The 22,270-nt window shown below is 43.8% G+C and carries 18 protein-coding genes; 6 read left to right on the top strand and 12 right to left on the bottom strand.

Going from position 1 to position 22,270, the window contains the following annotated elements; genetic code table 11:
• Positions 1 to 112: 112 nt before the first annotated feature.
• The gene (locus Q9312_RS18545) at positions 113 to 886 is read left to right on the top strand and encodes a VOC family protein (RefSeq protein ID WP_309202348.1); all 774 of its coding nucleotides are present in this window, start codon (positions 113 to 115) and stop codon (positions 884 to 886) included.
• A 165-nt stretch (positions 887 to 1,051) separates the two neighbouring features.
• Here Q9312_RS18545 and Q9312_RS18550 read toward each other — a convergent pair whose 3' ends face one another.
• The gene (locus tag Q9312_RS18550; protein ID WP_309202349.1) at positions 1,052 to 1,876 is read right to left on the bottom strand and encodes a mechanosensitive ion channel family protein; all 825 of its coding nucleotides are present in this window, start codon (positions 1,874 to 1,876) and stop codon (positions 1,052 to 1,054) included.
• 185 nt (positions 1,877 to 2,061) lie between these two features.
• Here Q9312_RS18550 and Q9312_RS18555 point away from each other — a divergent pair, with 185 nt between their 5' ends.
• A complete protein-coding gene (locus tag Q9312_RS18555; RefSeq protein WP_309202350.1) occupies positions 2,062 to 4,944 on the top strand; it encodes a M14 family metallopeptidase in 2,883 nt (960 codons plus the stop codon).
• A gap of 23 nt (positions 4,945 to 4,967) precedes the next feature.
• Here the strand turns inward: Q9312_RS18555 and moeB are convergent, their stop codons facing one another.
• From moeB to thiC, 6 genes are read right to left on the bottom strand one after another with little or no spacing between them, the layout of a single operon-like run.
• Positions 4,968 to 6,149 carry a molybdopterin-synthase adenylyltransferase MoeB gene (gene moeB, locus Q9312_RS18560; protein WP_309202351.1) on the bottom strand — a complete coding sequence of 394 codons (1,182 nt, stop codon included), beginning with the start codon at positions 6,147 to 6,149 and terminating at the stop codon, positions 4,968 to 4,970.
• Positions 6,142 to 7,674 carry a thiamine phosphate synthase gene (gene thiE / locus Q9312_RS18565; RefSeq protein WP_309202352.1) on the bottom strand — a complete coding sequence of 511 codons (1,533 nt, stop codon included), beginning with the start codon at positions 7,672 to 7,674 and terminating at the stop codon, positions 6,142 to 6,144. The genes moeB and thiE overlap by 8 nt, the downstream gene beginning before the upstream one ends.
• 12 nt (positions 7,675 to 7,686) lie before the next feature.
• Positions 7,687 to 8,502 (bottom strand): thiazole synthase, encoded by an 816-nt coding sequence (locus Q9312_RS18570; RefSeq protein WP_309202353.1) that lies wholly within the window; start codon positions 8,500 to 8,502, stop codon positions 7,687 to 7,689.
• A gap of 1 nt (position 8,503) precedes the next feature.
• On the bottom strand, positions 8,504 to 8,716 hold the full coding sequence (gene thiS, locus Q9312_RS18575; RefSeq protein WP_309202354.1) for a sulfur carrier protein ThiS: 213 nt from the start codon (positions 8,714 to 8,716) through the stop codon (positions 8,504 to 8,506).
• Positions 8,706 to 9,872, bottom strand: coding sequence for a glycine oxidase ThiO (gene thiO / locus Q9312_RS18580; RefSeq protein WP_309202355.1), 1,167 nt, complete (start codon positions 9,870 to 9,872; stop codon positions 8,706 to 8,708). The genes thiS and thiO overlap by 11 nt, the downstream gene beginning before the upstream one ends.
• Before the next feature lie 14 nt (positions 9,873 to 9,886).
• Entirely contained in the window at positions 9,887 to 11,656 is a 1,770-nt protein-coding gene (gene thiC / locus Q9312_RS18585; protein WP_309202356.1) for a phosphomethylpyrimidine synthase ThiC, read from the bottom strand.
• Positions 11,657 to 12,180: 524 nt separating this feature from the next.
• On the opposite strand from thiC, the gene Q9312_RS18590 reads away from it, so the two are divergent.
• A complete protein-coding gene (locus Q9312_RS18590; RefSeq protein WP_309202357.1) occupies positions 12,181 to 12,729 on the top strand; it encodes a hypothetical protein in 549 nt (182 codons plus the stop codon).
• Positions 12,730 to 12,799: 70 nt separating this feature from the next.
• Here Q9312_RS18590 and Q9312_RS18595 read toward each other — a convergent pair whose 3' ends face one another.
• A complete protein-coding gene (locus Q9312_RS18595) occupies positions 12,800 to 15,280 on the bottom strand; it encodes an efflux RND transporter permease subunit (RefSeq protein WP_309202358.1) in 2,481 nt (826 codons plus the stop codon).
• Positions 15,281 to 15,445: 165 nt separating this feature from the next.
• Positions 15,446 to 16,354: a GGDEF domain-containing protein gene (locus tag Q9312_RS18600; RefSeq protein WP_309202359.1), complete on the bottom strand. Its 909-nt coding sequence runs from the start codon at positions 16,352 to 16,354 to the stop codon at positions 15,446 to 15,448.
• 135 nt (positions 16,355 to 16,489) lie between these two features.
• Between Q9312_RS18600 and Q9312_RS18605 the strand changes: the two genes are divergently transcribed.
• Positions 16,490 to 16,639 carry a hypothetical protein gene (locus Q9312_RS18605; protein WP_309202360.1) on the top strand — a complete coding sequence of 50 codons (150 nt, stop codon included), beginning with the start codon at positions 16,490 to 16,492 and terminating at the stop codon, positions 16,637 to 16,639.
• 137 nt (positions 16,640 to 16,776) lie between these two features.
• Here Q9312_RS18605 and Q9312_RS18610 read toward each other — a convergent pair whose 3' ends face one another.
• The 3 genes from Q9312_RS18610 to Q9312_RS18620 all read right to left on the bottom strand — a co-directional run bounded on the left by Q9312_RS18610 (position 16,777) and on the right by Q9312_RS18620 (position 18,949).
• Positions 16,777 to 17,325: a YciK family oxidoreductase gene (locus tag Q9312_RS18610; RefSeq protein ID WP_309202361.1), complete on the bottom strand. Its 549-nt coding sequence runs from the start codon at positions 17,323 to 17,325 to the stop codon at positions 16,777 to 16,779.
• A 131-nt stretch (positions 17,326 to 17,456) separates the two neighbouring features.
• Positions 17,457 to 18,140 (bottom strand): hypothetical protein, encoded by a 684-nt coding sequence (locus Q9312_RS18615; RefSeq protein ID WP_309202362.1) that lies wholly within the window; start codon positions 18,138 to 18,140, stop codon positions 17,457 to 17,459.
• A gap of 128 nt (positions 18,141 to 18,268) precedes the next feature.
• The gene (locus Q9312_RS18620; protein ID WP_309202363.1) at positions 18,269 to 18,949 is read right to left on the bottom strand and encodes an OmpA family protein; all 681 of its coding nucleotides are present in this window, start codon (positions 18,947 to 18,949) and stop codon (positions 18,269 to 18,271) included.
• 403 nt (positions 18,950 to 19,352) lie between these two features.
• Between Q9312_RS18620 and pdsR the strand changes: the two genes are divergently transcribed.
• Both pdsR and Q9312_RS18630 read left to right on the top strand, forming a co-directional pair.
• A complete protein-coding gene (pdsR, locus tag Q9312_RS18625; protein WP_309202364.1) occupies positions 19,353 to 20,042 on the top strand; it encodes a proteobacterial dedicated sortase system response regulator in 690 nt (229 codons plus the stop codon).
• Positions 20,030 to 22,162 carry a histidine kinase dimerization/phospho-acceptor domain-containing protein gene (locus Q9312_RS18630; RefSeq protein ID WP_309202365.1) on the top strand — a complete coding sequence of 711 codons (2,133 nt, stop codon included), beginning with the start codon at positions 20,030 to 20,032 and terminating at the stop codon, positions 22,160 to 22,162. The genes pdsR and Q9312_RS18630 overlap by 13 nt, the downstream gene beginning before the upstream one ends.
• The last annotated feature ends 108 nt before the right edge of the window (positions 22,163 to 22,270 follow it).

Here is a 22,270-nt window from a genome sequence, read left to right on the forward strand (position 1 = left end):
TACAAAAAGTTGTCAGGAAGCCCTAGCTTACTCGCTTTCCTTTTAACTTGTAATGCCTTGGCAATTGTTCATACTGTTAATTATCAATTGAGGCAATATAAGGATGTAGGATATGTCGAGTGGTCAAGCCAGTCAACTAGGGCGATTTTGCTGGATCGAGTTAATCACCAACGATGTCAGCAATGCAGTGACATTTTATTCTAAGTTATGGGGCTGGAAAACAAACGCTATGGATGACTCTGGCGCTTTTCAAGTCTTGCAGCTGGGAGAAGAGGCTTTTGGTGCAACTTATGCTCTCCCGCAGCAATTACAGGATCTTGGCGTAACGCCACGTTGGTTAAATTATGTTGCTGTGAACAGCGCGCAAGAAACCGCCGACCGAATAGTTGATATCGGTGGTTCTATTTTAATGGGGCCGCTAGCGGTGGGAGATGCAGGGGTAATGGCTCTCGCAAAAGATCCAGAGGGAGCAACTTTTGCATTGTGGCAAGCTAAGCAACACTATGGATCTTTACCGGTAAACAGCGCCGGACATTATTGTTGGCAAGAACTCGCCTGTCGAGATTTAAGTTCAACCTTGGCATTTTACCAAAAAGTCTTTGGTTGGGAGTTAAGTTATCGTGAAAGTGCGATGGGGCAAGTACCGCTGTTTTGTGTCGAACAAAGCCCTGTGGCGAGTGTGATTCAAATGAATGAAGAGTGGGGCGATATGGCGGCACATTGGATGACCTATTTTGCGAGTTCTGATGTCGACGCTGATTTAACCCAGGTCAATACTTTAGGTGGTGATGTTTGTGTTCCTGGGTTTGATATTCCAGAGGTGGGGCGAATAGCCGTAGTTAACGACCCTCAGGGTGTTGTCTTGTCGCTATTACAAGCTTCTTAGAAGACCCTTCGAAACAGTGCCAAGATTAACGTTCTTTACCCAAAAACAGCTTGAATCAATCACTGCCTGATTGAACCTTTGGTTGAATGAATGACCACTTGGTAGGATTGGCTGCATCAATATCAGCGATGAAGTCACCGCTGATATTGATTCAAGCCATCTATATTAAGAGTCTGACTTATCGAGGTGAACATCCATTTGTGGGAAGGGTATCGAAATACCTTCTTCATCAAAAGTGAGTTTCACTTTTTCATGAGTATCCCAGTAGACATTCCAGTAGTCGGCAGAATTGACCCAAGGTCGGACAATAAAATTAACCGAGCTGTCACCCAATTCAGAAACTGCGATTACCGGTGCAGGATCTTTTAGAATGCGCTCATCTTCAGCAAGTATGCGTGCCAAGACTTCTTTGGTCTTTTTAATGTCGTCGCCATAACCAATGCCGAAAACCATATCGACTCGGCGGGTAGGTCGCGCTGAAAAATTGGTGATGGTGCCACCATAAATCGCTCCATTAGGAACGATGATTTCTTTGTTGTCGCCGGTTCGCATGATGGTGGAAAAGATGGCGATTTTTTCTACCACACCGGTCACGCCAGCCGCTTCAACAAAGTCGCCTGCTTTGAATGGTTTAAACATGATTAACATGACACCAGAAGCAAAATTTTGCAGAGAGTCTTTTAGCGCTAGACCAACCGCTAAACCTGCTGCACCGATAAGAGCGACCAGTGAAGTTGTTGCCACACCAAGTTGCGTTAAGGCAGCCACCACCACAAATAAAATCAAAACGGTTTTAACGATACCTGACAAGAAGTCGACGAGAATCGGGTCGACTTTAGCCTTGGTTAAAATTGTACGAACAGCTTTAGTTATAAGATTGGCGATCCATTTACCGATAAAGAAAACCAGTAATGCCATCACCACCGACAAATAGTTTTGTTGTACCCAAGTAATGGCGACATCAACCATACCCTGGACAAATTGAGTCATATCTTCCATTGTTACCCTCACGTATCTTACTGGATGTGAAACATAGAGTGTATACGTCTGCCGTGAGAAATTGAAGTGATTTACCACTATGTCGTCGTGCTCTTGAGTCAGTTGTATCGTTGGCTTTGCACTTGTATAGTGTCGATTGCATAAATCGTCGAAATGAGCTGAGTAGGGATAAGGTTATGAAATTGATGAATTGGGTAGTTATTGTAGCGCTTTCTATTTTGGCTTCTTTGCCTATCCATGCGGTAGAGCCAACAGATTATGCGCAAGTTACCTATTCTCAACCTTTACTTAATGGGCCCTATGACGCCAATATAACACCAGTTAACCAGTTGCTTGGGTTTGAGCCGGGTAGGCGAGTTGCTGCGCCAAGTGAAATTGAGTCGGCGCTATTAACTTGGGCAAAACAATCGAATCGACTGAAAGTAGAAGCGTATGCCAAATCGCACGAAGGACGTTCATTGTATGCGGTGTATATCTCTTCACCTGAGAACCTTGCTCGACTACCCAAGGTGCAAGAAAACATTCAGCGTTTAGCTAACCCGATTAATCTAAGTCAATCTCAAGCAAACTCGATTATTAAAGAGTTGCCTGCCGTCGCGTGGATGGCTTATTCCATTCATGGCAATGAAACGTCAGGCGCCGATGCGGCATTACTGGCGATTTATCATTTGATTGCTTCAGAAAGCGCTGAGATTACCGACTTATTAAGCAAGCAAGTGATCATTATTGACCCAATGATGAACCCCGATGGAAGAGCGCGGTTTTCAAAAGAGTTGCAGGAGTACCGTGCTGTCGCTCCGAATGTCGATGATCAATCTTTACTGCACACGGGTAGCTGGCCATTCGGAAGAACCAATCATTACTTTTTCGATCTTAATCGAGACTTTATTTACGCCACTCAACCAGAAACTCGTGGTCGCATTAAACTGATCAATGATTGGTACCCACAGATTATGATTGATGGCCACGAAATGGGAGCGCAAGACACTTTTCTCTTTGCTCCCGCTCGGGAGCCAGTCAACCCTCACTTGCCCAAGCAACGAAAACATTGGGGGAAAGTTTTTGCAGCCGATCAAGCGCGAGCGTTTGATGCTCAGGGCTGGAGATACTACACCGGCGAATGGTTCGAAAATCTATATCCGGGCTATTCAAATTACGCAGAGTATCGAGGTTCCGTTCATATTTTATATGAGCAAGCGAGAATAGCAGAAGATGGCGTCGCTCGACCGGATGGACGAGTGATTACTTATCAGGAGTCGGTTCATCATCAGTTGTTGTCGACCATGACAAACTTAGAAACCTTAAGTAAACACAGCCAAAGTTTGTATCAAGAGTTTTTTAAAGAGCGAGTGCAAAATCTAAGTGACAAAGGAAACTATGCGAATCGTAGTTTCGCTATTTTACCGACTGATAATAAATCTCGAGAAGCGGCATTAATTGATAATTTGCGTATTCAAAACATACAGATGTACCGCCTGCAAAAAGAGCTGACGCGAGTGGCTTATGATCAGTTTTCGCAACGTAAAGAACAGTATCGGCTACCAAAGGGAACCTTAATCATACCTAATCGGCAAGCCGAAGCGCGGCTATTAGCAACAATGCTAGAATTTGATGTTGCCATCAAGCCAGAGGTCTACCAAGAAGAACGCCACCGAACGTTACGAGATGGCTCATCGCTGATGTATGACACAACGGCATGGAATTTAACCATGATGTACGGTTTGCCAGCGGTAATGGTTGTGGGCCACATGGATAAGCATCTAGAGCCCATCACCTCTGAGTCTCTACTAAATGAGGCGGTCGATCCTTCTGCAATTGCTTTCGCAGTTAATGGTGAAGATGATTCATCCGTTAGCTTTGCTGCGCGAGCGATGGAGTTGGGGTTTCAAGTTCGTGTCATTGATAAGGCAACGCAGCTCGGTGAAGTGAGTTTAAGCCGAGGTTCCGTGTTAGTAGCAAAATCAGATAATCCCAATCAGCCAGAGTTACCCGAAAAATTAGTGACCCTCGCAAATCAAGCACAGTTGAAGTTGAACTCGATCTCGACCGGTCACGGTATTGGCGATTTGCCGGACTGGGGAGGAAGTCACTTTCAATTGTTGGCGCGCCCCAAAATTGCAACCTTGAGTCGTGGCTCTTTCTCACCCTATGATGTCGGTGCCACTTGGTATTCACTCGATACGCATTTAGGCATACGCCACTCTTTGATCGACGCTGGGATGATCAGTTATGCGGATCTTAGACGCTACAATGTATTGGTGATGCCAGATCAGTACGGTGACAGTTTATCTGAGAGCGATTATGCGACGATTAAGCAATGGGTTGAGCAAGGTGGTACCTTAATCGCATTAGCCGACTCCACTCGTGCATTGATTAATCATGGACTTTCGAAAGCTAAATTACTGCCAGAAGCGTTAGACGACGCCCAGGCTTTCGATTCTCAATTGCAACGTGAGTGGATGTCGCAGAATGTGCCCAACAATTTAATCGCTACCCAGAAAATAGACTTACCCATGACCATCGATTATCCATGGGAAGACATCACCGAACGACCTGACACAAAGGAACTTGAACGTCGTGATGATTGGCAACAAATTTTTATGCCTTCCGGTGCTTTTATTGCTGCACGCAACGATATGAAACACTGGCTAACCTTTGGTAGTAATGCTTCTATGCCCATCTTATTGGCCGATGCACCTTTATTGATGTCGGATGGTTCAGCAGAAGTAGTTACTCGTTATGGCTTTTGGGAAAAAGATCAGGATTCAAGTAAATTAAGTGCGAGTGCAAAAAGCAAGAAACCTCAAGTGTTAGGTTGGTCAAGTTTACCTGCTGGTGTCACTGCGAAAGTAAGAATGAGTGGACTGCTTTGGCCAGAAGCTGCGCAAAGAATTGTTAATAGTGGATATCTAACACGAGAAACGGTCGGCAAAGGACAAGTCATTCTTTTCGGAAACTCACCTAATTTTCGTGGAGCAAGTTTAGCGACAAACCGGTTGTTTTTAAACGCACTAGTCTATGGACCCGGAATGGGGACCGCTCCTTATGTTGCATTGTAGAAATACTAAAGACGAGTGCCGATTTATTTTTTTTCGGCACTGATGAGAGAGCAGTAAGCATTGAGGCCACCGGCGAGGCTAACGGCATTCAATCCCAAGTCGGTCAAAACTTGTTGCACTTTTAAGCTACGGCTTCCGGATTGGCAATAACAAACGATTAATCGATCGTGTGGTAATTTGGATTTAATTAAATCAAGTAGGTGAGTGTCGTTTTCATCCATTTCTTTTCGATTAATGAATTGTTCGACAGGCAAATGTTCACCACCAATGTGGAAAAAACGTCGTTCATCGTGACTTCTTACATCCAATAAAACATGCGGCTTTGAATCTTTAAGTTGCAGCCAATCTTGTGGACTAATTTCTGCTTCATGTGAATTAGCCTCGGTGGTTACAGACTTGGATATTTCTGCATCAATGTTCTTTAGAGAAGGCTTATAATTTTTATCGAGTCGTTGCTCGTGGCACACAGCGCAATGTTGAGATTGCTTTAGTTTAATTGACTTAAAGTCTAGGGCTAGAGCATCGACAATAAGCAGTTGGTTGTCGGGCTTGTTTCCAATGCTTAATAAATATTTAATGACTTGAGTGGCTTGCAGGGTTCCAAGTAACCCAGGTAAAACGCCGAGAACGCCAGCGTCATTGCAGTTTTGCGGTTGCTCGGGCGCACTCGGAAAGAGGCAACGAAAGCATGCAGATTCTGGAGTGAACATAGCGAGTTGCCCAGAAAATTGGTGAATGCTGGCGAAACACCAAGGAATCGATAAGTGATGACAACAATCGTTGATTAAATAGCGGGTTGTGAAATTATCTGTGCAATCAACCACCAGATCGTGCTTTGCTATTAACGCTACTGCGTTACTTGTTTCTAATCGTTGGCCAATGGCCTCAATATTTATATCACTGTTTAACGTGTGAAGGTGCTCCTTAGCCTGTTGAGCTTTGTTTAAGCCCAGATCATTTTCATTAAAAGTGATTTGTCGCTGTAAATTACTCAGCTCCACTGTGTCATGATCAATAATGGTTAACTGGCCAATGCCCGCTGCGGCAAGATATAAACTGACTGGCGCACCGAGTCCCCCAGCTCCCACAATCAATACGCGCGATTGCTTTAGAGTTGCTTGTCCACTTGCGCCAACTTGAGGCAATTGAATATGGCGAGCGTAACGAGACCACTCTTGAGCGTTAAATAAATGGGTATCAATCATTGTTCAAAGTTTCAATAAATTTTTGAGTGCTTTTAACCGGATCGTTACTTTGCGTGATAGCGCTAATCATGGCAATCATTTCAATACCTGTGTCAACAAAATTGCCTAGGTTTGATTGATCAATTCCACCGATGGCGACTAATGGATAATTTAACACTTTGCGCCAATACTTAACGCCTTCAATACCTAAGGGGCGCCAAGGCATCGATTTAGTTTGTGTCGGAAAAACCGGACCAACGGCTATATAGGATGGTTGCAATGCATGCGCTCGAGCAACTTCATAGTGACAATGTGTGCTAATGCCTAACTTTAAACCGGCCATTTTAATGGCTTCAATATTGGCCGAGTTAAGATCGTCTTGTCCCAGATGCACCCCATCAGCTTCAATATCAATGGCCAACTGCCAATGATCGTTAATCCATATTTCACAATGATGTTTTTTTCCTAATAACACGGCGTTTTGCAATTCTTCTTTTAATGCGTCGCCTGCAAGATCTTTTATTCTGAGTTGCACTAATTGAACGCCTAAGGGGGCGAGTGTGTCAATCCAGTGTGCGCGGTCGACAATTGGGTAGATTCCTTTTGCTTCAACTCGAGGAAAGCCCGCTGTATTTAGGTGTTTGGGTTGTTGTTTACTGATTAGTGGTAAGTCGAGTAAATCTCTGGGAAAAGACTCAATTGCAATAGGACCTGATTCTGAGCCAATGCCGTAACCTTTACGAATGCCTTGATGAACCGCCATTTTACCAATGACAACGGCATCTTCAATGCTGGCGCCTAAAGCGAGTGCGCTGGCGATAGACGTTGCCAAGGCGCATCCGGTGCCACGAGTATTAATCGAATCTATAAACTTATTGGATAGCCAAAATGATTCGTTTTCACCACAATAAAAGTCATGAGACCAAACACCACTGTTGGTTTTATGCTTAAAGTGCCCCCCGGTAATTAAGACATGGTTTGCCCCCAAACTTCGTAAAGCTTGCGCTGCAACTTCAAAATCTTCGAGCTGTGAAATTTTAATGCCAGTAAAGCGTTCAACTTCATAAATGTTGGGAGTGACTAAGGTAACTTTGGGCAATAAATATTCTATGCAGGCTTGCAACCATTCATGCAAATGCTGGCTTGTATCAGGGCTAATCAGCTTTTGGCCAGACGACGCTTGGATCACTGGGTCGAAAATTACGGGTGCATCGCTTGAGTCAATCAGTGCGGCGAGTTTTTCGAGCTGTTCATGGTTTGCAATTAAACCGATTTTTATTGCTTCAGGAAAGCGTTGCAGGCTCGCAGTGACCTGAGATTGTAAAACGGAATTTGAAACCGGATTAATGCTATCTATGGAATAGGGTGATTGGACAGTATTGGCTGTTACGGCTGGCATCATATGAACGCCAAACGCTTGAGCTGTTCGGGAGTCCATGGTTAACCCAGCCAAACCCGAACAATCATTACCTCCAATTGCCAATAACGTTGGCCGTAATGGGCGTTGTGTTGAGTTATTTTGCCAATTTGACAAAGTTAGTTGCATAAACGCTCCAAATTAATTGTCTGCTTGGTGCCAAAATGGCTTGCCTACAACTGGGGTACTCGGTGAGCCACTTTCTTGTTCCACCATTAGACCCGCTTTTGCGGCCAGGTGTCCTGCGCTGACAGCCTGCCGAAAGGCGTTGGCCATCATAACTGGATTGGCAGAACGCGCAACGGCCGTATTTAATAATAGACCATCATAACCCATTTCTAATGCCTGGGCGGCATGAGAGGGCTTTCCTATTCCTGCGTCGACGATTAAATTCACACTTGGAAACGCGCGCCGTAAGTTTTGCAAAGCGTACGGATTGAGTAATCCTTTGCCACTGCCAATGGGTGATGCCCAAGGCATTAAAATTCGACACCCAGCTTGCACCAACTTTTCACAAAGAATCAAGTCATCAGTACAATAAGGAAAGACTTCAAAGCCTTGTGAAATTAATTCTCTTGCAGCTTCGAGCAGGGCAAAAGGATCGGGCTGAAGGGTATGATCATTACCAATCACCTCTAGTTTTACCCAATGGGTTGAAAATATTTCTCTTGCCATAAGAGCCGTAGTAATTGCTTCTTTGGCGCTGTGACATCCGGCCGTATTCGGTAGTAGCTTTTTATTGAGAGACTGGACTTCATTCCAGAAAGTATTACCTCCGAGAGTTACTGGGTTTTGTCTTCGAATAGACACGGTGATAACTTCCGCTTGTGACGCAATGATGGCCTGTTTCATTATGGCTATCGACGGATATAATGCCGTTCCAATCAACAGTCGACTATTGATGACGGTGTCTGCTAATTGCCATGTTGAACTTGTGTTGTTATTCGCAATGGTCATGTTATCCGCCTTGCATAGGCATTAAAATTTCGACTGTGTCGTTGTTTTTTAACGTTACCCTTGGGTAATCTTCTCGTGGAATAAACTGTTGATTCACGGCAACGGCATAAAGGCCCTCGGCATAGCGCTCAAGCAGCTCGCTTAATCGATTGAAGGATACTCGGCAAGGTTGTCCATTCACTAGCAGTTGAATCTGGTTTGAATTAGTGTTCATAGGCAAAGACTTTATTTGAGTTGAAAAATTCGACCTGTTCAGCCAAAGTATTTGAAACCATTTTCTCATCGCAGGGGTTGTCATTTAGCTGACGTAAGATTGATTGCGTTGCCATCTGGGTAATGATCGGCGCTAAAAGAATGCCATGGCGATACAATCCATTAATCAGTGTTAGCTGATCTCGATGGCAAATTTTTGGTAATTGATCCGTAAACGCTGGTCGTAATTGTGCGTGGCTAGCAAGAACTTCAGCATCGGCAAAATTGTGATGCAAACTATAAGCTGCACTCAATAATTCAAGCGCCGAACGAACGCTAATAGAACCTTCATTTTCACTTTCAATTTGTGTCGCGCCAATAACTAACTGTTGACAGGAAAGTCTTGGAACCAAATAAAGTTGATAACGCGGGTGCATTAACCTGACTTGATAGTTAATTGGAATGTTTTTCGCTCGCAGTACGAGTAGCTCGCCGCGTACACCGCGTAGTCCCTTGATGGCTTCGCGAGCACCTAAGCCACGACAATCGACAACCCAGTTGAATGGTTGGCTCCGACCATTGACGTGAACATTACCTCCGGTTACTTCGGTTACTGACTGCTTATAATGCCAGCGGCCACCGGCAGCTAAAAACTTTTCAGCAAGTTGTTTTAAAATAGCTTGTGGTTCGACGCTGGCTTCATTTGGAAGCAACAGGGCGGAGGAGAACTTTTCGGCTAATAGAGGCTCATAATTGGCTAACTGATGAGCATTAAGTTTATTAATAGTGATGTCATGCTCTCGCTGCTTGTGTGTAAGTATGTGCTCAAAGTGTTTTAGTAGATGCTCATCTTCTTTGTGAGCGACCAGCAAGGTACCATTTGAATTTAATACGTTAGAACAGTCGAGCTCACTGACCAATTTCGGCCATAATGACAAGGATTGTAAACCGAGCTGAAAAACCAATGAGTCAGAATGTTCTAACTCGCTGTAAGGAGAAAGCATGCCAGCGGCAACGGCTGAAGCACCTGACATATGTTGGTTGGCATTGTTGTCAAACAGTTCGACTTGCAGTCCAGCGGTTTGTAACCGCCATGCCATCATACGGCCACAAATACCGGCACCAATAACAGCAATCCGATACGGTTGCTTTTGAGCTGTAGAATTTGTAGAGGACATGTTTTGCTCTCCGTCTACTGCTCGGTTTCTACGTAAATTTTGGCACCACTTTGAAGAAACTCCTGTGACTTCTCTTGCATACCTTGATTGACAAAGTCTCGGACATCTTGGCTAATTTTCATCGAACAGAATTTCGGGCCACACATTGAACAAAAATGCGCAACTTTCGCTGAATCTTTCGGTAAGGTTTCATCATGAAATGATTTTGCTCGATGCGGATCCAATGCTAAATTAAATTGATCTTCCCAACGGAATTCAAATCTTGCTTTACTCAAGGCATCGTCCCAATGTTGAGCGGCAGGATGACCTTTGGCGACATCGGCAGCATGAGCTGCAATTTTATAAGCAATAATGCCATCTTTGACATCGTCTTTATTCGGCAAACCTAAATGCTCTTTCGGTGTGACGTAACACAGTAAGGCGCATCCATACCAGCCGATCATCGCTGCTCCAATTCCACTGGTAATATGGTCATATCCTGGAGCAATATCCGTCGTCAGTGGGCCAAGTGTATAAAATGGTGCTTCGTTACAACACTCAAGTTGCTTGTCCATATTTTCCTTTATAAGATTCATCGGCACGTGTCCGGGGCCTTCAATCATTACCTGAACGTCATGAGCCCAAGCTTTGTGAGTTAGTTCTCCTAGCGTTTCTAGTTCGGCAAATTGCGCTGCATCGTTAGCGTCGGCAATTGAACCGGGTCGCAGTCCATCGCCAAGAGAAAAGCTCACGTCGTATTGCTTCATGATTTCGCAAATTTCATCAAAATGCGTATACAGAAAATTTTCCTTATGATGAGCGATGCACCATTTCGCCATGATCGAGCCACCTCGTGAAACTATACCGGTAACACGATTGGCCGTTAAATGAATGTAGCGAAGTAAAACACCTGCATGAATGGTAAAGTAATCGACGCCTTGTTCCGCTTGTTCAATGAGTGTTTCTTTAAAGACTTCCCAACAAAGGTCTTCGGCAATGCCGTTTACTTTTTCAAGCGCTTGGTAGATCGGAACCGTGCCTACAGGCACTGGAGAATTTCGAATAATATAGTCCCTGGTGACATGGATATCTTTTCCTGTCGATAGATCCATAATGGTATCTGCGCCCCAACGAGTCGCCCAAATCAATTTATCTACTTCGTTTTCAATATCTGAGATCAGTGCCGAGTTACCAATATTTGCGTTAATTTTAACTAAGAAATTTCTGCCAATAATCATTGGTTCGAGTTCTGGGTGATTGATATTGGCCGGTAATATTGCGCGCCCTGCGGCAATTTCACCTCTTACAAATTCGGGTGTAATGTCAGTTAAGTGTTTAGTCGTGTTAAGTTCGTTAGCTGTGTTCTCTCGCAATTGATTTTCTCTAATAGCGACGTATTCCATTTCTTTCGTAATGATACCTTTTCTTGCGTAATGGAGTTGCGTCACATTGCTGTTTGTTTTCGCGATTTTGGTGGTCCGTTGCAAACTGTCATTGAAGAAAGGACTTTCTCGATACTTGTCGAGTCGAGTCTGTCGACCCATTGAGTTATTGAGTTCACAATCGCTGCGTTGTTGAATCCAGCTAGCCCGAACCTCTGGTAGACCATGATGAACATTGATGCTGATGGAGGTATCGCCGTGACTGCCTGATGTGTCGTAAAGTGCAATAGCATCACCGTTGGTTAAGGTGACTTCTCGCATGGGAACTCGAATATCATCATTGAGGCTTGAAGTGACGTGGATTTTTTTACTCGCAGGGAAAAAATGCGATGATTGGGGTAAAGCAGTGTGGTTTGATTTCATACGTTCCTCACAAAATTGGGTGAGGCGTAGATCAAGGCTGGGTGAGACAGTTTTCTCACAGTGACTGCACCGAAAACACGAATAAATGCTAGGTCGATACCTATGTGAAAAATATTCCGTGAATATTGCTTCTGAGTGCAGAAGAGTTACCAGGCTCATTCCTACGCCGATACTAGTCGGATCAGGTTCTACGGGTTTGCAAGGTAACTGTCATTAAGAGGCTATCTTGATCGTTTAAACAATGGTGATCGTTTAAATCATGATGATCGTTTAAACCATGGCGATCGTCTAAATCAAGAGCCTTCTTTGAACGTTACTCGCATCTCAGCTATCCAATAGTGACCAAAACATGGGTTTTGAACGATTGAAAGTCGCACCCCGAGAGCTCGCATGCAGTATAGGGGAATAAATACTATTGATAAAGGGGGGATTTAGACTCACAATACAAAGCTATTCGTTTTAGGTCTAAGAAATAAAACAAAGTTGACGGTGTCAGTCGTTTAGTAAAAAGGTAGAAGAACATTATGAAAAGTGCATTGTGTGCAGTTTTAATTTTAGGGAGTTCTGCGGTGAGTGCCGTTAAACCACATCAATCGTTGCTAGATTTTGCTTATGGAGAAGTCGATGAGTATGCTTCAAAAGGTGAGCGTTATCGACTGCAGGTGCCGGTTAAACAAGGTCTCTACTTTATTGGAGCAAAAACTCACTTTGGCAGTGATGATACAGCCGGTGACGCCAATGCCAAAGAACTCGGAGCCGGAATATACTGGGATACGGCCGACAACAGCAGCATGTATTTGGGTTACAGTAAAGTTGATTACGAATTGTCAGGTGTTAGCTTAGAAGAAGCCGATCGATATTCGATTGGTTGGCGTAGTCGCTTAACCAATAACGTCGAGCTGAACCTAGAGGTGAAAACGACGGATCATAATATATTAAACCTTGAGGAGCGAGGCTATCGGATTGGAGGCTATTACTATTTGAGCCAAACTGCTGCCGTATATCTAGAGTTAGATAACGATTTAGATCAAGATCAAGTATTTCTTGGCGTTCGCTTTACAACGGGAAGATAAATCAACATTTAAGCGGCGTCAGCCGCTTAAACTTCTTTCCTCTTCGACCTAACCTGATCTTTATGAATGGTTAAACCGCTGGAATTTTCGGCTTAAATAACAGCAGCAATCGAGGCAGCAACGTTAAGTTTGCAAGCAAAGCGGTTCCCATAGCAACACTGGTGAGTAATCCAAAATAAATCGTCGGTATAAAATTAGAGAACACTAAAATTGAAAACCCTGCGATAACCGTTAATGATGTGTAGTACAACGCCTTTCCAATAGAATCGTGGCAAGCTTGAACACAGGCTTCGTAATTGGCTCTAGAGCTAAACTCTCGTCGAAATCTAAAGATATAGTGAATGGTATTATCTACACCAATGCCAATGGCAATAGCGGCAATCATAATGGTCATCATATCGAGTGGAATTCCAAACCAACCCATCGCACCTAAAACCATCGCTGCAGCTAACGCGTTGGGAATGAGCCCTAAGATCGCTAATGCAACCGAACGGAAAATAAAGATAAACATGGTCAATATGGCTAAGAATACGGTAGCGATGGTTTTAATTTGCGAATCAAATAGACTCGACAACATATTGTTATAGAGAACAAACATTCCTGTAATTGCGTAGTCTTCAGACGTTAGGTTTAAGTCGTTTTGAAAGTATTCATGCAAGCTTTCAATAAACTCATCGCGCTTGAGCTGCGGATGTGAATCGATCATTCGGATGGAGTAATGCACTTGGGTACCATCGTCATTGATGTAAGGTGATATCAATTGGCGACTAATGTCAGGCGACATGCGTTTATAGAATAGGCCAAGCAGAAAATCATCCAGTGGCTTACCGCCATTTAAACTATTGAGTAACCTGAAAGAAGAGGTTAACGACAAGACTTTTCCTGTAACGTCATATTGCTCAAGATAACTTTGTATTTGAGCTAGCTTGGCCGCGCCATTTTGAGTAAACGCTGTTGGGACCTTTTCATTGTTGTCATCAAACTCGTCAAATCCTTCGCTAAACTCATCCGGTTCTGGCTGAGGGATAAGCTTTTCAGTGTTGATGACAATATCTATTGGTGTGGTTCCACCGAGTTGTTCATCGATGGTTTTCATGCCTTGATGTATTTCAGTGTGACTTCTAAAGTAATCAATAAATCGGTTATCGACGGTCAGTTTAAACAAACCTGAGACAGCAAATACACCAATGATTATCGATATAGAAAAGATGAGGCGACTGTTCCCTAATGTCCAACGGCCTAGTGCAGAAGTAAATTCAGTCAGGCGTGAAGCCAGCTGTTTTTCGTTTCCTTTACGATACGTTAGTTTGACTAAAATTGGGAAACTGATAAATGCGATGCTGAACGCAAGAGCAAGTCCGATGGACATCATGATTCCAAAGTCTTTCACCGGACGAATATCACTGACCACGAGTGAACCGAAAGCAACCATGGTGGTGAGTGCGGTAAATAAGCAGGGAACAAACATACTACTTAATGTATCTGTGATTCGTTGAGCCAGTGGTTGCTCTGGCGTTTGTAGAGAAAGCTCACGAAAACGCACGATTAAATGAATGACTAAAGACATTGTCATGATGAGCAATAATGCAATGAAGTTTGATGAAATCACTGTTGCTGGCCAATCGAGTAAGCCGAGTAGCCCGGTCATGGCAACCACTGAGAAAACACAAATGGTGAGTGGTAACAGAATCCACAAAAGTTTGCGAAATATCAGCGTTAAAATCAGTAATAGAACCACGACTATTAAGCTTCCAAAAACCGTTAGATCACTTTGCACGTAATTCATAAGGTCGTTGGCGATCATCGGAACACCACCCAAGAACAAGCGTACATTCTCTGGACCTTGTGCGATAATTTTTCGGAGCTGCTTAATCGTTGACTCGGTTTTAGCCGCAAAGATCTGATTTTCTTGTTTCACTTGAGCTCGAAGGCGTTGTTGCTCAAGCAATAATGATTCATTTAAAACGGTGTTTGCATGTTTTACCTGAAACTCGGTCATTGTTCTAATTGCGTTTCTGAGGCTATCGGGTGTGTCTAAATTTATTTGCAAAGCGGTTAAAGAACCTTTCTCAGATATAATCAAGTTTCGGTAAATGGGATTGTTCACTAAAATTGCTTTTGCTTCTGTTAGGTCAAAGTCACCAGCTCTTAAAGTGGTCGACTTGCCTTCAACCGTAAAAATATCTGTTTCATTGGGATCGAACAGAGGGATATCTAGAATAGAGGTAACCGAAGAAACTTGCTCAAGTTCAACAATTTGCTCTTGAAGTTTTGCCAGTTCATCTAAATTATTTTGAGTAAACAATTCATCTTGTGGTTCGAACAATAGAAATAAGTAATCGTCGCTTCCATACTCGAGGTAAGTTTGGCGATAGGCGGTTAAAGAAGGATCATTTTCTAGCAGGAGCGAGTCTGCTGAAGCATCGAGTCGGAAGTTTGTAAGTTGTGAACCCAAGCCAATTAACGTTGTTAGTAAGAGCATAACCACTAGCGGAGTTTTGCGAAGGGTAACTTCTGCTATCCATTGGCCAAATTTTGAACGAAATTCCATCGATGATCCCCGGCCTCAATTGTTTAATTAACAACAAGAGTGCCTGTTTGAAGGTTGGGTAAAAGCGTGTATTTTACTGGTTAACAGGGATCTTTGTAAATTCTCACTGAACGCAAGCTGAACAGAAATGTGACCGATAGAAGTGAGTCGGTCGCCAAAGAGCGCTTAGGCGACTTTCACTTGATTTCGGCCGTGCTCTTTAGCGGAATATAAAGCTTGGTCTGCGCGATGAAATAAGGTGGATGAGTTTTCATCCATTTGCCACTCAGAGACGCCAATACTTGCAGAGATCGAAAGTTTTAGATCCATCGCGGTCATCGGCGTATTGCATAGAGTCATTCGAACTCGCTCTGCGGTTAAGCGAGCTGCTGGCAAAGGGGTTGCGCTAAGGAGAATGACAAATTCTTCTCCGCCAAATCGAAATACTCGATCTTCTTTGCGGAGGGCGCTTTTTAATCGTTCGGCTACTTCTTTTAAAATTTGGTCGCCCGCTAAGTGGCCATAGTTGTCATTAATTGATTTAAAATGGTCAATGTCCACGACTAGCATGCATAAGCCGTTTCCTTGACGTTGTGCTCGGGAGATTTCTGCTTCAATGGCGGCATTAAAAGCACTGCGATTTGATAACTGAGTTAAGGGATCGCGTTGCGCTGACTCAACGGCCGCATGATATAACAGTGCATTTCGCAGCGGAAACAACAACAAGCTTAGCATGTGCTCAACGCGCATCAATTCATGCTCGGTAAACGCCGTTGGAGAAGAACACTCAATTTGTCCTAGTTCTTGATGGTCGATTTCAAGCGTATAGCGACACGTGTGTTGATGCTTCTCACCGAAGTAGACAAACAATTGGTGTTGATCGTTGCGAAAAGCCACGCTCGCACAGGGGATGATTGCGGCACTTTCTTCACAAAAGGTTGACAGTAAAGATTCGATATCTAGAGTTTGCTGCAGTTTGAACTGAAGTGCATGTCCCGCAGCTAAAAGGTCGTCCTGATAAGGCGACATGTAGGCGGCAATGTATTCCAGTTTAGTGGCATTGGCATCGATGGTTTTTTGTTTCGCAAGTTCCATAACGGTGTTTCTCTTCGCATAACTTAGTTTGAGATTATGCGAGATGTATGCCAACTTTGCGTATGTGTATTAATTTGTTTTAAAACAATAGGTTAGTTGTTATTTTGTTTTTGATGTATGGCTGGAGTCAATTTATTGACGAAAAAAGACAGCCTTTGTGTGAAAGTGTCGGTCGGTGAAGTGTCAATGATCTGGCAGAGTGGCAAGACTCTGCCGGGAGGCATCGCTCGTTCAGTTACCCGTCAAATCGTTGGTTATGAATGTCGAGACTATCATCTGCCATAAGATAGATGTACAAAGGCATCAAGGCTTCTGGGGTTTTTAAGTCGTTCGGATTTTCACCAGGAAATGCCTTGCCGCGCATGGCTGTGCGAGTCGCACCTGGATTAATGGTATTAATACGTACCGAGGTACCTTCGAGCTCATCGGATAAAACTTGAGCAAGCCCCTTCGGTTGCGAACTTAGACACGGAATAAGCACCCCAGTAGGCTCGGCCTTGGTTTCCCACGCCTGAGCTGGTAAAAATAACCGACGATTGGTCGGCTTTTCTCAACACCGGAATCAAGTGTTTGGTTAGCAAAAATACGCTGTTGACATTAACCTGCATCACTTGTTGCCAAGTATCATAAGAATATTGTTCGATAGCGGTTAACGTGCCGAGAATACTCGCATTGTTAAGAAGACCATCAAGCTTGCCAAATTCTTGCTCGATTTTGTCGGCAATTTGTTGGGCGTGTTCTTCTGATAAATGTTGTAAATCCATCGGAATAATTGCGGGCTGTGGCGCTCCGAGGGCTTCGATTTCGTCATACACTTGCTCGAGCTTTTCAGTGGTTCGTCCAAGTAAAATGACTGTCGCACCATACTTTGCGTAATGAATGGCGGCTTCACGCCCGATTCCTGCTCCGGCCCCCGTTACTAAAATAACTTTATCTTTGAGGCAGTTATCAGAAGGTTCAAATCTTGTCATATTCAGTTTCACGTGGTCAGTTTAATTCTCTTACAGTTTAACATCGTCATTGACTTCGCAACAATTTTTCAAGGTTATCTTGACTGCAAAACTGTTCTTAAGCGTTTTTAAGGCAAACAGGTAAGTAGAGGCTACAAGCGGGCAATTTTCCACCACTTTTGAAGCCAACCCGGTTCAAAGAAAAAAGAAGCGTCTTCGGTCAGATGGTTTCGATTCGTGTTTACCCAAAGTTGAAGCAGCGTGATGTGTGCTCTTATGACTACTTGGTCTTTTGTGATTGAGGATAAACAACGTTGCAAGTCTTTTTGGATTTCGTCAGCGTTCATACCAAACTCAATGAGTGTGGCATGTCGTAACGGGTGGTTTCGATTGACTATCGCTTTTCTCAGCAGCCAGGCGATACCTAATGACGATAACAATGGTTTTTCCAAACTGACATTAGCGGTGGAGTGGGAGTCGAGCAATAACTGCCCAGACTTATGACGGATTAATGAAAGTGCTTCATTTTGAGAGTCCACTTGACTGACGGTCAATAAAAGTTGTTGGTATGCGGGCCAAAAGTCTTCAACTAACCAAACATGCAAGGCATGATTAAATGGCAGTCCTAAGCTTTTGAGATGAGTTGGGTGAGTTATTTCTTGGTGCCACCAATCGAGTAGCGGAGCGATTGTGCCAGGAGAGGTCTGCAATAATGTTTTGTCAAACACGGTGAAAGCCCAAATTAAGCGTTGCGCGACTTCTGGCTGCTTACGTCCAGCTAACCTGATTAATAAGTGCTCATCGTTGCTTTTTAATTGTGTTGACAGGTTGCTCAAGTGACTGACACCGCTGAATAAAATACCAGTTTAATCAGTCTCTACTACAAGCTCAATAAAAAAGGGTACGGCGATCCTACTGCTCGTACCCAATGGGGGGTGAAGACTTGAGACGGTGAGTTGTTTGTCTAATTTGCAGCGACTGCGGTTTCTTTATCGGCAAAGAAGCGAACACTGACACGGCGCTCTAAAGCATAAGCATCTAAATCACCTTCTGTCGCATTGGTTTTTTGTTCGCCATGTGCTGTCGCAAAAATTCGCTCAGGATTGATTCCGTTTTTAACCAAAACTTGCTTAACCGTATTGATTCGTTGTTCCGACAAAGCTTGGTTGTTTTGTTCTGAGCCACGCGGATCGGCAAAGCCATCCAGCTTAATTGCAAGTGCAGGATAACGTTTTAGAAACTCAGCTAATTGCGTTAGTTTTTTCTGGTCCGAGGGTGATAAGTCGGTCATGGCGGTATGGAACAATAAGTCCATTTGTAAGCGATCCGAGGCTTCGACAGTTTGTTGGTTGGTCATATCATTGAGTTCCACTTTTAGTTGGCTAACTTGTTCCGTCAGGTGATGGTTTTGGTTGTTGGCTTGAGTTAACTGATGTTCAAACTCTTTAGACTCATTCACTTCATTTCCTAGTAAGCCCCCAAAGACGGCACCTAGAATAAAACCAACGGGTCCACCAGCCGCTGCTCCAACCAAAGCTCCACTGGCAACGCCAACATTTTGTTCGGTACTTGCTGGCTCAACGGCATAAACAGAGTTAACCACCAAAGTTGACGCTAGTACGGTTGTCGTGATTAATTTTTTCATTTTTCATTCCTCATAAAGTCATAAATACGGTTTTATTGTTCACTTCCCTTAGAAGGGCCATCCCTGGCAATAAAAGCTACTGAGTAGTAGCTGCTTGCTACGGGAAGTGTCCGCGTTGGACACAATGCTATTAAACCGAGACTATCGGGCGTTTTGATGGTCGAAAAATGATGAACCTAACAGCAAATATGGCAAAAATGTGGCGATAGAGAATTTTGGTGGTGACTGGACGCTGTGACGAGGATATTGAATAATAGCGAAGCGTATTGAGGAAGCTCGTGGTGAAGCTTTATCTGCGAGGGACTTGCCGGCCATGTTGCGTGTTTATCTCTTTAATCTAAACAAAGGTAGATAGAGCTCAAGCGAGACGGACGATTGAATAAGAAGAGTGTGAGCAAAAATTATGGGTAAGAGAGTCGTATTAGTCGAAGATGAACCAGCGATTCGCGAGAACTATACGCTCGCATTGTCGAAACGCGGGTATGAAGTAACCGCTTTTTCTAGTGTTGAAGAAGCACAACAGGGTATGACTGATAGGCTTCCTGAACTCGCGATTCTCGATGTGGCGCTCAACGATGAACCTGAAGGTGGTTTCAAACTTTGCCAATGGCTGCGACAGCGTTCTAGTACTATGCCGATCATGTTTTTAACGGCGTTAGACTCAGACTTTGATGTGATCTCTGGGTTGCGATTAGGAGCCGATGACTATGTGACCAAAGATATTAGTTTGCCGCATTTTATGGCTAGAGTTGCCGCGCTATTGAGACGAGTCGCTGCTTTGAACAGTGCGACTTCGGAAGAGGATTTACTTAAGGTCGAGCAGTTAACCCTCGATCTTGAGCGTATTAAAGCGTATTGGAAAGAACAAACCGTCGATCTAACCTTGACCGAATTCTGGATGATTCATGCTTTGGCAAAAATGCCTGGCCATGTTAAGACACGTGATCAACTCATGGATACCGCAAATGTTGTCGTGGACGACTCTACCATTACGTCGCATGTAAAAAGAATACGCAAAAAATTTATGCAAATTGACGCTGACTTCGATCGAATCGATACCGTTTATGGAATGGGGTATCGATGGAAAAGCTAAAGACTCGGTTCTGGAACCTTCGTCGAAAGCTTTATCTATTTTCGATTACGTTGTTAATCATTCCTTTTTTCAGCGTGACTTTTTTAAAGCAATTAGAAGCCGTATTCACAGAGAATATGTTGCGTGGTCTAGAGAAATATACATCGGCTATTGCATTTGCAGTGCAATCGTCAGTTCCTCAGTCTTTTGATGCTAAAAATACCAAGTTAACGAGCCTCTCTTCTTCTGAACCTCCTTTGTACGTAGCAACCATTGATCGAACAATACTCGTGGATGGTTTTTCTGATGATTGGTCGAGTTTGCGAGGATTTGAGCTAGCGCCAGTAGACGATGGCTTAACGGTATCGGCTGCATCGGATCAAAAGTATTTGTATTTACTCATTGAAGTCAGTGACTCCAAAGTTGTTTATCGGGAATACGTTGATCTTTATCAGTTCAGTGATTCGCTAGAAGTCACTTTAGAAAACGCTGCTCAAGATAGAGTGAATTTATTATTTGCTCCGGTTGCCGTAGGGAAGGTTAACCCTCTGGTACAATCGAATACCGCCAATGGCTTTTGGGTTTCATCCGCTTTTTGGCAGCAAACACCCGACGGTTACGCGTTAGAAATAAAGATACCTTTCGCTAACAACTGGCAAAGATTGGGAGTAAAAGTACAAAACTTCACGAATGAACAGCGGGTGGTAGAAACTAAGAAAAGTTACCACGAACACTTGAACCCGATGCAGTGGCCAAGCGTTGAGCTGGTTTCAGCATTGGCGCAATTAGACGTTGGCTCAGGCCAAAGAGTTTGGGTGCTCGATCAACAAGGCAATGTGAAAGCTCGACGTGGAAATCTTGAAACAGAGTTACCAATGGCGAGAGTTAATCCATTAATTCATTTTTTGTTGTCGCCCCCATTATCCGATTTTACCGATCCGCGAGCTCGGACCATTTCTTGGCAACATCCATTGGTCAACAAAGCACTTCAGGGAGTTACCGGGAGCGATTTAGAAGCGTTCGAACAGTCATCAACCGCTATCGCAATGGTCGCGACTCCACTATGGCGTGATGACAAAGTCGTTGGAACTATCATTGTTGAAGAAACTGTAGCCGCTGTTCAATTGATGCAGCAAGAAGCTTTGAATGTATTTATCAATACTGTGTTTGTGGTGCTCTTTGTGGTCATTATCATGCTAATTATTTTAGCGTCTCGGTTTACTCAAAGAATCATGCGTTTAAATCGCCAGGCTTCACTCGCCGTTGATCGCTTTGGTCGAGTCCGAGAAAAGATAACGCCTGAATTTACCGCCGATGAAATTGGCGACTTAAGCCAGAGCTTTGCTTCTATGACGCAGCGGCTAAGTGATTATCATGAGTACTTAGAAAAACTGGCCTCGCGTCTGAGTCATGAGTTGAGAACGCCAATAGCGGTTATTCGCTCATCGGTAGACACGATAGCAATGTCGGATGATGAATCAATACAGCCAGCGGTAAAACATGCTCAAGATGGTGTTCAACGATTGAGCCAAATGATCACTCGAATGCGCGAAGCGGCACGAATGGAACAAAGCGTGTTGCAAGTTGCATTAGTCCCTCTCAGTATTGATAAATTTCTTAAAGACTATTTAAGTGCCGTTCAAGGAGTGTTTGAAGATCATCCATTGAAACTTGAATTATCGGGTGAGCCATTTAAGGTCTTAGCCGCAGAAGAGCTCATTGCACAATTAATGGATAAGCTGTTAAGTAACGCAAAAGACTTTGCTGTTTCAGGAACGCCAATCGAGGTCAAGTTGAATTTCCAGAGAAATGAACTCCTATTAGGCGTTTTCAATCAGGGAGAACCTTTACCCGACTTGTCCGAGCGTGAGCTCTTTTCATCCATGGTTTCTCAGCGCTCGCAGGAGCACCGAGATCATACCCAGACCCATATGGGGTTAGGGTTGTACCTTGTTCGGCTGATTGCTGAACATTGCCAAGGACGGTATTTTGCTCGAAACTGGAGCGGTGATTTGAGTGCTTGGAGCGCATTAGCCAGTCAGGACGATAAAAAGGTCGTAACCGAAAGTGCATTGACCCGTGATGAGCTAAAGTCATCGATTTGCGGAGTAGTTATCGGTGTTTCACTGAACCGATATTAGCACTAATAACTTTTAGCTAATTAAACGGTTGAAATATTTAATTTGTGACTGGCGTCTTCATCCGACTGTTAGTTACAATATTGAGTATTGAAGCTATCGATTACGAGT

The organism is Pleionea litopenaei (genome assembly GCF_031198435.1).
Lineage (GTDB): Bacteria > Pseudomonadota > Gammaproteobacteria > Enterobacterales > Kangiellaceae > Pleionea > Pleionea litopenaei.

Excerpts from the sequence above, each read along its gene's own strand:
- Q9312_RS18600 (WP_309202359.1), bottom strand. The coding sequence starts at position 16,354 with ATGGAACTTGCGAAACAAAAAACCATCGATGCCAATGCCACTAAACTG.
- Q9312_RS18545 (WP_309202348.1), top strand. The coding sequence starts at position 113 with ATGTCGAGTGGTCAAGCCAGTCAACTAGGGCGATTTTGCTGGATCGAG.
- thiO (WP_309202355.1), bottom strand. The coding sequence starts at position 9,872 with ATGTCCTCTACAAATTCTACAGCTCAAAAGCAACCGTATCGGATTGCT.
- Q9312_RS18595 (WP_309202358.1), bottom strand. The coding sequence starts at position 15,280 with ATGGAATTTCGTTCAAAATTTGGCCAATGGATAGCAGAAGTTACCCTT.
- Q9312_RS18620 (WP_309202363.1), bottom strand. The coding sequence starts at position 18,949 with ATGAAAAAATTAATCACGACAACCGTACTAGCGTCAACTTTGGTGGTT.
- Q9312_RS18630 (WP_309202365.1), top strand. The coding sequence starts at position 20,030 with ATGGAAAAGCTAAAGACTCGGTTCTGGAACCTTCGTCGAAAGCTTTAT.
- thiS (WP_309202354.1), bottom strand. The coding sequence starts at position 8,716 with ATGAACACTAATTCAAACCAGATTCAACTGCTAGTGAATGGACAACCT.
- Q9312_RS18570 (WP_309202353.1), bottom strand. The coding sequence starts at position 8,502 with ATGACCATTGCGAATAACAACACAAGTTCAACATGGCAATTAGCAGAC.
- thiE (WP_309202352.1), bottom strand. The coding sequence starts at position 7,674 with ATGCAACTAACTTTGTCAAATTGGCAAAATAACTCAACACAACGCCCA.
- Q9312_RS18590 (WP_309202357.1), top strand. The coding sequence starts at position 12,181 with ATGAAAAGTGCATTGTGTGCAGTTTTAATTTTAGGGAGTTCTGCGGTG.
- moeB (WP_309202351.1), bottom strand. The coding sequence starts at position 6,149 with ATGATTGATACCCATTTATTTAACGCTCAAGAGTGGTCTCGTTACGCT.
- thiC (WP_309202356.1), bottom strand. The coding sequence starts at position 11,656 with ATGAAATCAAACCACACTGCTTTACCCCAATCATCGCATTTTTTCCCT.
- pdsR (WP_309202364.1), top strand. The coding sequence starts at position 19,353 with ATGGGTAAGAGAGTCGTATTAGTCGAAGATGAACCAGCGATTCGCGAG.
- Q9312_RS18555 (WP_309202350.1), top strand. The coding sequence starts at position 2,062 with ATGAAATTGATGAATTGGGTAGTTATTGTAGCGCTTTCTATTTTGGCT.
- Q9312_RS18550 (WP_309202349.1), bottom strand. The coding sequence starts at position 1,876 with ATGACTCAATTTGTCCAGGGTATGGTTGATGTCGCCATTACTTGGGTA.
- Q9312_RS18610 (WP_309202361.1), bottom strand. The coding sequence starts at position 17,325 with ATGACAAGATTTGAACCTTCTGATAACTGCCTCAAAGATAAAGTTATT.